This window comes from Pseudomonas sp. R62, assembly GCF_000257605.1.
Classification (GTDB): Bacteria; Pseudomonadota; Gammaproteobacteria; order Pseudomonadales; family Pseudomonadaceae; genus Aquipseudomonas; species Aquipseudomonas atacamensis.
Genome location: NZ_JH635998.1, coordinates 3,465,728 through 3,474,213, shown reverse-complemented (window position 1 = coordinate 3,474,213; position 8,486 = coordinate 3,465,728). Strand labels below are relative to the sequence as shown.

Genomic DNA, 8,486 nt, shown 5'->3' with positions numbered 1-8,486 from the left:
TATCTCACGTCGCCGTAACTCGACCATCCACCGCAGTCAGTCCCCTCTCCCTCCGGGAGAGGGTTAGGGTGAGGGGCTTTTGATCGTTCGGTTTTCCGAACGCGACTCCACAGTCGATTCGGTTAACCGGATCTCACCCTCAAAAAAGTACCGCCATAAAACTTTAATAACGTTATAAAACAACTGGTTAACCGACTACGACTGGTCTGGCACGAGTCATGCTCTACACTCTCTCGACGAATGCCTGCTGTGCCGACACTTCAGGAGCCGTCAGGCATTCGAAGCACAAAAAGGGCCGACAAACTGGCTCCATAAAAAAAACAATGTCGAGGAAAATTTGATGCGCATCGTTCCCCATATCCTGGGCGCAGCCATTGCTGCCGCTCTGATCAGCACGCCAGTTTTCGCCGCCGAGCTCACCGGCACCCTGAAGAAAATCAAAGAGTCCGGTGTCATCACCCTGGGCCACCGTGACGCCTCCATTCCGTTCTCCTACATCGCTGATGCATCCGGCAAACCGGTCGGCTACTCGCACGACATCCAGCTGGCCATCGTCGAAGCGATCAAGAAAGACCTCGACCTGCCGAACCTGCAAGTCAAATACAACCTCGTCACCTCGCAGACCCGTATCCCGCTGGTGCAGAACGGCACCGTGGACGTCGAGTGCGGTTCGACCACCAACAACGTCGAGCGTCAGCAGCAGGTCGACTTCTCCGTCGGCATCTTCGAAATCGGTACCCGTCTGCTGTCCAAGAAAGACTCCAAGTACAAGGATTTCGACGATCTGAAAGGCAAGAACGTCGTGACCACCGCCGGTACCACTTCCGAGCGCATCCTCAAGGCGATGAACGCCGACAAGCAGATGGGCATGAACGTCATCTCCGCCAAAGACCACGGCGAGTCCTTCCAGATGCTGGAATCGGGCCGGGCCGTTGCCTTCATGATGGATGACGCGCTGCTGGCCGGCGAAGCCGCCAAGGCCAAGAAAGCTGCCGATTGGGAAGTGACCGGCACGCCACAGTCGTATGAAATCTACGGCTGCATGATGCGCAAAGGCGACGAGCCGTTCAAAAAGGCTGTGGATGACGCGATCAAGGCCACCTACGCTTCGGGCGAAATCAACAAGATTTACGAGAAGTGGTTCATGCAGCCGATTCCGCCAAAAGGCCTGAACCTGAACTTCCCGATGAGCGACGAGCTCAAGGCGCTGATCGCCAATCCGACCGACAAAGCGGCTGACGACAAGAAGTCCTGATTTTCTGACTAACCTTATCCCCTGAGGAGGCGCCTGCCTTTTCAGGGGATGGTCATTCCCTGCTGGCATTTTTCTGGAAACACTCGAACCGGTGGCTGTCGAGCCGATCGCGTGTGCCCGGTCTTTGAAAAAAGACTGGGGAGGGAACGGAGTTCCCCAGGCGGGCACTTGTACATCGATCGAATCGAGGGGAGACCCTAATGAATTACAACTGGGACTGGGGCGTGTTCTTCAAGTCCACCGGCGTGGGCAGCGAGACCTATCTCGACTGGTTCATCTCCGGTCTGGGCTGGACCATCGCCATCGCCATCGTGGCGTGGATCATCGCCCTGCTGCTCGGCTCGCTGCTGGGCATCATGCGCACCGTGCCGAACCGCATCGTATCGGGCATCGCGACCTGCTACGTCGAGCTGTTCCGTAACGTGCCGCTGCTGGTGCAGCTGTTCATCTGGTACTTCCTGGTGCCCGATCTGCTGCCACCGGATCTGCAGGAGTGGTACAAGCAGGACCTCAACCCGACTACTTCGGCCTACCTGAGCGTTGTCGTCTGCCTCGGTCTGTTCACCGCCGCCCGTGTCTGCGAGCAAGTGCGCACCGGTATCCAGGCGCTGCCTCGTGGCCAGGAATCCGCCGCCCGCGCGATGGGTTTCAAACTGCCGCAGATCTACTGGAACGTGCTGCTGCCCCAGGCCTACCGGATCATCATTCCGCCGCTCACCTCGGAATTCCTCAACGTGTTCAAGAACTCCTCCGTGGCGTCCCTGATCGGTTTGATGGAATTGCTGGCGCAGACCAAACAGACCGCCGAGTTCTCGGCCAACCTGTTCGAAGCGTTCACCCTGGCAACCCTGATCTATTTCACCCTCAACATGAGCCTGATGCTGCTGATGCGCCTGGTCGAGAAGAAAGTCGCGGTGCCCGGCCTGATCTCCGTGGGGGGTAAATAATGGAATTCGATTTCAGTGGCATCGTCCCGGCCATTCCCGGTTTGTGGAACGGCATGGTGATGACCCTCAAGCTGATGGCCATGGGCGTGATCGGCGGGATGATACTCGGCACTATCCTCGCGCTGTGCCGTCTGTCGCACAACAAGCTGCTGTCGAGCATCGCTGGCGCCTACGTCAACTATTTCCGCTCGATTCCGCTGCTGCTGGTGATCACCTGGTTCTACCTGGCGGTGCCGTTCGTGCTGCGCTGGATCACCGGCGAAGACACGCCGATCGGTGCGTTCACCTCTTGCGTGGTGGCGTTCATGATGTTCGAAGCGGCGTACTTCTGCGAAATCGTCCGGGCCGGTGTGCAGTCGATTTCCAAAGGCCAGATGGGTGCCGCGCAAGCGCTGGGCATGAACTACGGGCAGATGATGCGCCTGATCATCCTGCCGCAGGCGTTCCGCAAGATGACCCCGCTACTGCTGCAGCAGAGCATCATCCTGTTCCAGGACACCTCGCTGGTCTACACCGTGGGCCTGGTGGATTTCCTCAACGCCTCGCGCGCCAGCGGCGACATCATCGGCCGCTCCAATGAGTTCCTGATTTTCGCCGGTCTCGTGTACTTCATCATCAGCTTCGCCGCCTCGCGGTTGGTCAAGCGTCTGCAAAAAAGGTTCGCCGTATGATCTCTATCAAAAACATCAACAAGTGGTATGGGGACTTCCAGGTGCTGACTGATTGCAGCACCGAGGTCAAGAAAGGCGAAGTGATCGTGGTCTGCGGCCCGTCGGGTTCCGGCAAGTCGACGCTGATCAAGTGCGTCAACGCCCTGGAGCCGTTCCAGAAAGGTGACGTGGTGGTTGACGGCACGTCGATCGCCGACCCGAAAACCAACCTGCCGAAACTGCGTTCGCGCGTGGGCATGGTGTTCCAGCATTTCGAGCTGTTCCCGCACCTGACCATCACCGAAAACCTGACCATCGCGCAGATCAAGGTGCTTGGCCGCAGCAAGGAAGAGGCGACCAAAAAAGGCCTGCAACTGCTCGAGCGCGTAGGTTTGTCGGCGCACGCCCACAAGCATCCGGGGCAACTGTCCGGCGGTCAGCAACAGCGTGTGGCGATTGCCCGTGCGCTGGCGATGGACCCGATCGTCATGCTGTTCGACGAACCGACCTCGGCGCTCGACCCGGAAATGGTCAATGAAGTGCTCGACGTCATGGTGCAGCTGGCCCACGAAGGCATGACCATGATGTGCGTGACCCACGAAATGGGCTTCGCCCGTAAAGTGGCGGACCGGGTGATCTTCATGGACCAGGGCAAGATCATCGAAGACTGCCCGAAAGAGGAATTCTTCGGCGACATCAGCGCCCGCTCCGAACGCGCGCAGCACTTCCTTGAGAAAATCCTGCAGCACTAAAAGCAACACACCCGCACCCTGTCTGTGGGGTGCGGGCAGCCTGACAATGAGATCCCCTGTGGCGAGGGGATTTATCCCCGTCCGGCTGCGCAGCAGTCGTAAAACCTCTGCATGCGGTCTTTCAGTTAAACCGCAGTGATGGTTTTGGGGCCGCTTCGCGGCCCAACGGGGATAAATCCCCTCGCCACAGGCACAAACAAGTGTTGTGGTTGACCCAAGGCATCTGTGATGAAATGCGACCCCACTCTTTATCGCGCTGCCGAGCCATCACTTGCCGTGAAGCCCCGTCTGATCCGTCATCTGTTCCTGCCGCCACTGATCATCGCCCTGATGGTCGGCCTGGGTTTCATCGGCTTCTGGACCAGTGAACACTTCGGCATCCGCAGCCTCGGCGAGAACGGTCAGCGTCAGCTGGAACTGCACGCCCGCGCGGTCGAAAGCGAGATCAGCAAATACACCTACCTGCCCAGCCTGCTGGAACTCGAAACCAGTGTGCCGCAGTTGCTGGCCGACCCGACCCCGGAGCACCGGCAGACGGTCAACGATTACCTCGAAGGCCTGAACCGCCGCAGCCGCAGCCGGGCCATCTACGTCATGGACACCACCGGCCGGGTCATGGCCACCAGCAACTGGCGCGATGTCGACAGTTATCTGGGTGAAGACTTGTCCTTCCGCGCCTATTTCAAGGACGCCGTGCGCGGCCAGCCCGGGCGCTTCTATGGCATCGGCAGCACCAACGGCGAACCCGGTTACTACCTTGCCCACGGCCTCGAAGAGCACGGCAAGATCATCGGTGTCGCGGTGGTCAAGGTGCGTCTGGAAGCCATGGAAGAGCGCTGGCAGCGCGCGCGTCTGGAAGCGTTCGTCAGCGATGAGAACGGCATCATCATTCTGTCCAGCGATCCGGCGCGACGGCTGAAATCGGTGATCCCGCTCAGCGACGAGGTCAAGGAAAAACTCGCCCGCAGCCTGCAGTATTACTGGTTCCCTCTCAACGAACTGCAACCGCTGGCCCGCGAGACACTGGCCGAGGGCGTGGAGAAACTGACGTTCCCGGCCAACAGTGAATTGCAGCCCGACGAAGACGACATCAGTTATCTGGCGCAAACCCGACTGCTGAGTGACACGCCGTGGAATTTCACTCTGCTGACACCGTTGCAGGACCTGCGCCGCGAAGCGATCAACCAAGGCATTCTGGTGGCGGTGGCGTTCGCCCTGTTCGCCTTCCTGCTGATTGCCTGGAACGAGCGGCGCAAAGTCCTCGCCACCCGCCTCGCCGCCCGCGAAGCGTTGCAGGAAGCGAACAGCCAACTCGAACGTCGGATTACCGAACGCACCGCCGATCTGCGCGCCAGCAACGAACGCCTGAAGAGTCAGATCCGCGAGCGCCGCCAGGCCGAAGAGACGTTGCGCCGCGCTCAGGATGAACTGGTGCAGGCCGGCAAACTTGCGGCCATCGGCCAGATGTCGACCAGCATTGCCCATGAACTGAACCAGCCGCTGGCGGCGATGCGCACGCTGTCGGGCAACACCGTGCGCTTTCTCGAGCGCGGCCAGCTCGACGTCGCCAGCACCAACCTCAAGACCATCAACGACCTGATCGACCGCATGGGCCGGATCACCGCCAGCCTGCGTTCGTTTGCCCGGCGCGGCGACAACAAGGGTCAGGCCAGTCTCGGCAAAGCCGTCGACGCCGCCTTGCAAGTGCTCGGCGCGCGCCTGGAAAACACTGCGCTGCAGATTCACCGGCAGTTTGCCGATGTGCAATTGCTGATCGATCAGACCCGCCTCGAACAGATCCTCGTCAACCTGATCGGCAACGCCCTCGACGCCATGCACGCGCAACCGCAGCCGCAGCTGTGGCTGGAGGGTGAAGAATTCAACGGCAAGTATCGCTTGCGGGTGCGCGACAATGGCCACGGCATCGACGCCGAAGCGCGCAAGCATCTGTTCGAACCGTTCTTCACCACCAAGCCCGGCGAGCAAGGCCTGGGACTGGGCCTGACCCTGTCCGCCAGCCTCGCCGCCGCTACCGGCGGGCACCTGGGTGTCGAACACCCGGCCGGCGGTGGCACCACTTTCGTCCTCAGTTTACCGTTGGTAAGCCCTACTCCTGCCGAGCCAATATGAACCACGAACTCAGTGTGTTGATTGTCGAAGACGACCCCCATGTGCTGCTCGGCTGCCAACAGGCGCTGACCCTCGAAGACATTCCGTGCATCGGCGTCGGCAGTGCCGAAGAAGCACTGGCGCAGGTCGGCGACAACTTTGCCGGCATCGTCATCAGCGACATCCGCCTGCCGGGCATCGATGGCCTGGAATTGCTCACCCGCCTCAAGCAACGTGACCGCAGCCTGCCGGTGGTGCTGATCACCGGCCACGGCGACATTTCCATGGCCGTCGGCGCGATGCAGAAAGGCGCCTACGATTTCATGGAAAAACCGTTCTCGCCGGAGCGCCTGGTCGATGTCGCGCGACGGGCGCTGGAACAACGCAGCCTCGCCCGCGAAGTTTCCTCGTTGCGTCGGCAACTGGCTGAACGCGACTCCCTTGAAGGGCGGATCATCGGCCGTTCACCAGCGATGCAGAACCTGCGCGAACTGATTGCCAACGTCGCCGACACTTCGGCCAACGTCTTGATCGAAGGCGAGACCGGCACCGGCAAGGAACTGGTCGCCCGTTGCCTGCACGATTTCAGTCGGCGCCACAGCAAACAGTTCGTCGCGCTGAACTGCGGCGGCCTGCCGGAAAACCTCTTTGAAAGCGAGATCTTCGGCCACGAAGCCAACGCCTTCACTGGCGCCGGCAAACGCCGCATCGGCAAGATCGAGCACGCCGACGGCGGTACGCTGTTCCTCGACGAAGTGGAAAGCATGCCGCTGCCGTTGCAGATCAAACTGCTGCGCGTATTGCAGGAACGCACCCTCGAACGCCTCGGTTCGAACCAGAGCGTGGCAGTGGATTGCCGGGTGATCGCAGCGACCAAGTCCGACCTCGATGAGTCGAGCAAGGCCGGCGAGTTTCGCAGCGACTTGTACTACCGCCTCAACGTTGTGACCCTGGAATTGCCACCGCTGCGCGAACGCCGCGAAGACATCCTGCAACTGTTCGAACACTTCACCCAGCAATCGGCGCTGCGCTTCGACCGCGCGCTGCCGGAGCTGGACAACCAGACCCTGTCGAACCTGATGAGCCACGACTGGCCGGGCAACGTGCGCGAACTGCGCAACGTCGCCGAACGCTTCGCCCTCGGCCTGCCGGCCTTCAAGAAGTCCGGGGCCAGCGCCGGCCAGGGTCTGGCGTTTGCCGAAGCGGTGGAAGCGTTCGAGCGCAATCTGCTGGTCGACGCCTTGCAACGCAGCGGCGGCAACCTGACCCAGGCCAGCCAGGAACTGGGCATGGCCAAGACCACGCTGTTCGACAAAGTCAAAAAGTACGGGCTGAGCCACTGATGGATCTGATTCTCAAAGCCGCGATCGGCGCCGCAGTGGTGCTGATCCTCGCGGCACTGTCCAAGACCAGAAATTACTACATCGCCGGTCTGGTGCCGCTGTTCCCGACCTTTGCCCTGATTGCGCACTACATCGTCGGCAAGGGCCGTTCGGTCGACGACCTGAAGACCACGATCGTGTTCGGCATGTGGTCGATCATTCCCTACTTCGTGTACCTGGCGACGTTGTATGTGATGGTCGACCGCATGCGCCTGGAAGCGTCATTGGCGGTGGCGGCGGTGGCGTGGCTGATAGCGGCGACGGTATTGGTGAGCGTGTGGGTCCGGCTGCATGCCTGAACCCACGCGCATCAACCTCTAGCGGCCGTAGACCTTGGCCAGTTGCGCGGACGACAAGGCATCCTCGAACGGCACCGGCACTGACTTCACCGCACCGTAGAGATTGCGGTAGCGCCAGTAGCTGCCGTTTTGCGCCAGTTGATAACCGCGCTCGACCACGCGCTGGCCGTCGAGCACGTAACGCAGGGTTTCCTGCGCGGCGGGCGGTGGCGTCGGTTGCATCAGATCGGCGCTCAATACGCGCATGGATTCATCAATGCATTCGTCCAGCACGGCGGTGACCTTGGCCAGGTCAAGGGCGCCGTCATCGATGCATTGCTTGCCGCAACGACGGATCGGCTGACTGGCCACTTCGATGCGCATGCGGTACAGCGGCGAGCCGGCGATATCCTGTAATTGCACCTGATTGACCAGCACGAAACTGCCGCGATCGGGCGTCAGCATCAGCTTCGGTTCGATCAGCAACCGTGCCGTGACCGCACCTGCCCCCTGCTTGAATCCGGAGACTTGCGACGCCGCCTGAAAACGCTGTTGCAAGCGCTCCTGCAACGGCACGCCAGCAAGCAGGTCGGCCAGCGGCCGCGATTCGTTCAGCGCGGCTTTTTCGGCATCGCGCTGCAACGTACCGGAACCCATTTGCGTGTTGATCAGGCTGGCCACCAGAATCCCCGCCAGCCCGGCGCCTGCGCCGGAGCTCGATACCAGCGTGTAACTGGAATTGGCCGCATTCACTGCCGCCTTGCTGTCGATCACCGTGCTGGCGCCGACAAACTCCGCCGGCAGTTGCACGTCGACCTTCAGCCCGTGTGCCTGCACATAGCTCATGGCGGCCTGATCCTTGAAACCGGCCTCAGGTGCCGGTTTCTGCGCACAGCCAGGCAACGCCAGCAGCGAGATCGCCGCGAGGGTCAGCGCCAGACGTTTCATTGCGCGAACGGGGCGATCATTTGCTGCCGGCTGTTATCCATCGCCTGATAAAACGCGTTGGACAGGTTGGTGTAGGACGGCTCGTCCCACTCGCCTTGCGCGGCTTGCACAGCGGCGAATGGCTGGTACCACAAGAGTTTGTTGTCCGACAGATCGATCACCATG

The 8,486-nt window shown here is 60.9% G+C and carries 8 protein-coding genes; 7 read left to right on the top strand and 1 reads right to left on the bottom strand.

Going from position 1 to position 8,486, the window contains the following annotated elements:
• Positions 1 to 340 precede the first annotated feature (340 nt).
• From OQK_RS16725 to OQK_RS16695, 7 genes are all read left to right on the top strand, one after another.
• The gene (locus tag OQK_RS16725) at positions 341 to 1,255 is read left to right on the top strand and encodes a glutamate/aspartate ABC transporter substrate-binding protein (protein WP_016773393.1); all 915 of its coding nucleotides are present in this window, start codon (positions 341 to 343) and stop codon (positions 1,253 to 1,255) included.
• 200 nt (positions 1,256 to 1,455) lie between these two features.
• A complete protein-coding gene (locus tag OQK_RS16720; RefSeq protein ID WP_016773392.1) occupies positions 1,456 to 2,202 on the top strand; it encodes an amino acid ABC transporter permease in 747 nt (248 codons plus the stop codon).
• Positions 2,202 to 2,873, top strand: a complete 672-nt coding sequence (locus OQK_RS16715; protein WP_016773391.1) for an amino acid ABC transporter permease — start codon at positions 2,202 to 2,204, stop codon at positions 2,871 to 2,873. The genes OQK_RS16720 and OQK_RS16715 overlap by 1 nt, the downstream gene beginning before the upstream one ends.
• Positions 2,870 to 3,604: an amino acid ABC transporter ATP-binding protein gene (locus OQK_RS16710; RefSeq protein ID WP_016773390.1), complete on the top strand. Its 735-nt coding sequence runs from the start codon at positions 2,870 to 2,872 to the stop codon at positions 3,602 to 3,604. Before OQK_RS16715 ends, OQK_RS16710 begins: the two co-directional genes overlap by 4 nt.
• A 228-nt stretch (positions 3,605 to 3,832) precedes the next feature.
• The gene (locus OQK_RS16705) at positions 3,833 to 5,734 is read left to right on the top strand and encodes a sensor histidine kinase (RefSeq protein WP_016773389.1); all 1,902 of its coding nucleotides are present in this window, start codon (positions 3,833 to 3,835) and stop codon (positions 5,732 to 5,734) included.
• Positions 5,731 to 7,056: a sigma-54-dependent transcriptional regulator gene (locus OQK_RS16700; RefSeq protein ID WP_016773388.1), complete on the top strand. Its 1,326-nt coding sequence runs from the start codon at positions 5,731 to 5,733 to the stop codon at positions 7,054 to 7,056. Before OQK_RS16705 ends, OQK_RS16700 begins: the two co-directional genes overlap by 4 nt.
• A gap of 8 nt (positions 7,057 to 7,064) precedes the next feature.
• Complete coding sequence (locus tag OQK_RS16695) at positions 7,065 to 7,394, top strand: GlpM family protein (RefSeq protein ID WP_172834034.1); 330 nt, start codon at positions 7,065 to 7,067, stop codon at positions 7,392 to 7,394.
• Between the two features lie 18 nt (positions 7,395 to 7,412).
• Here OQK_RS16695 and OQK_RS16690 read toward each other — a convergent pair whose 3' ends face one another.
• On the bottom strand, positions 7,413 to 8,321 hold the full coding sequence (locus OQK_RS16690) for a hypothetical protein (RefSeq protein WP_016773386.1): 909 nt from the start codon (positions 8,319 to 8,321) through the stop codon (positions 7,413 to 7,415).
• Positions 8,322 to 8,486 lie beyond the last annotated feature (165 nt).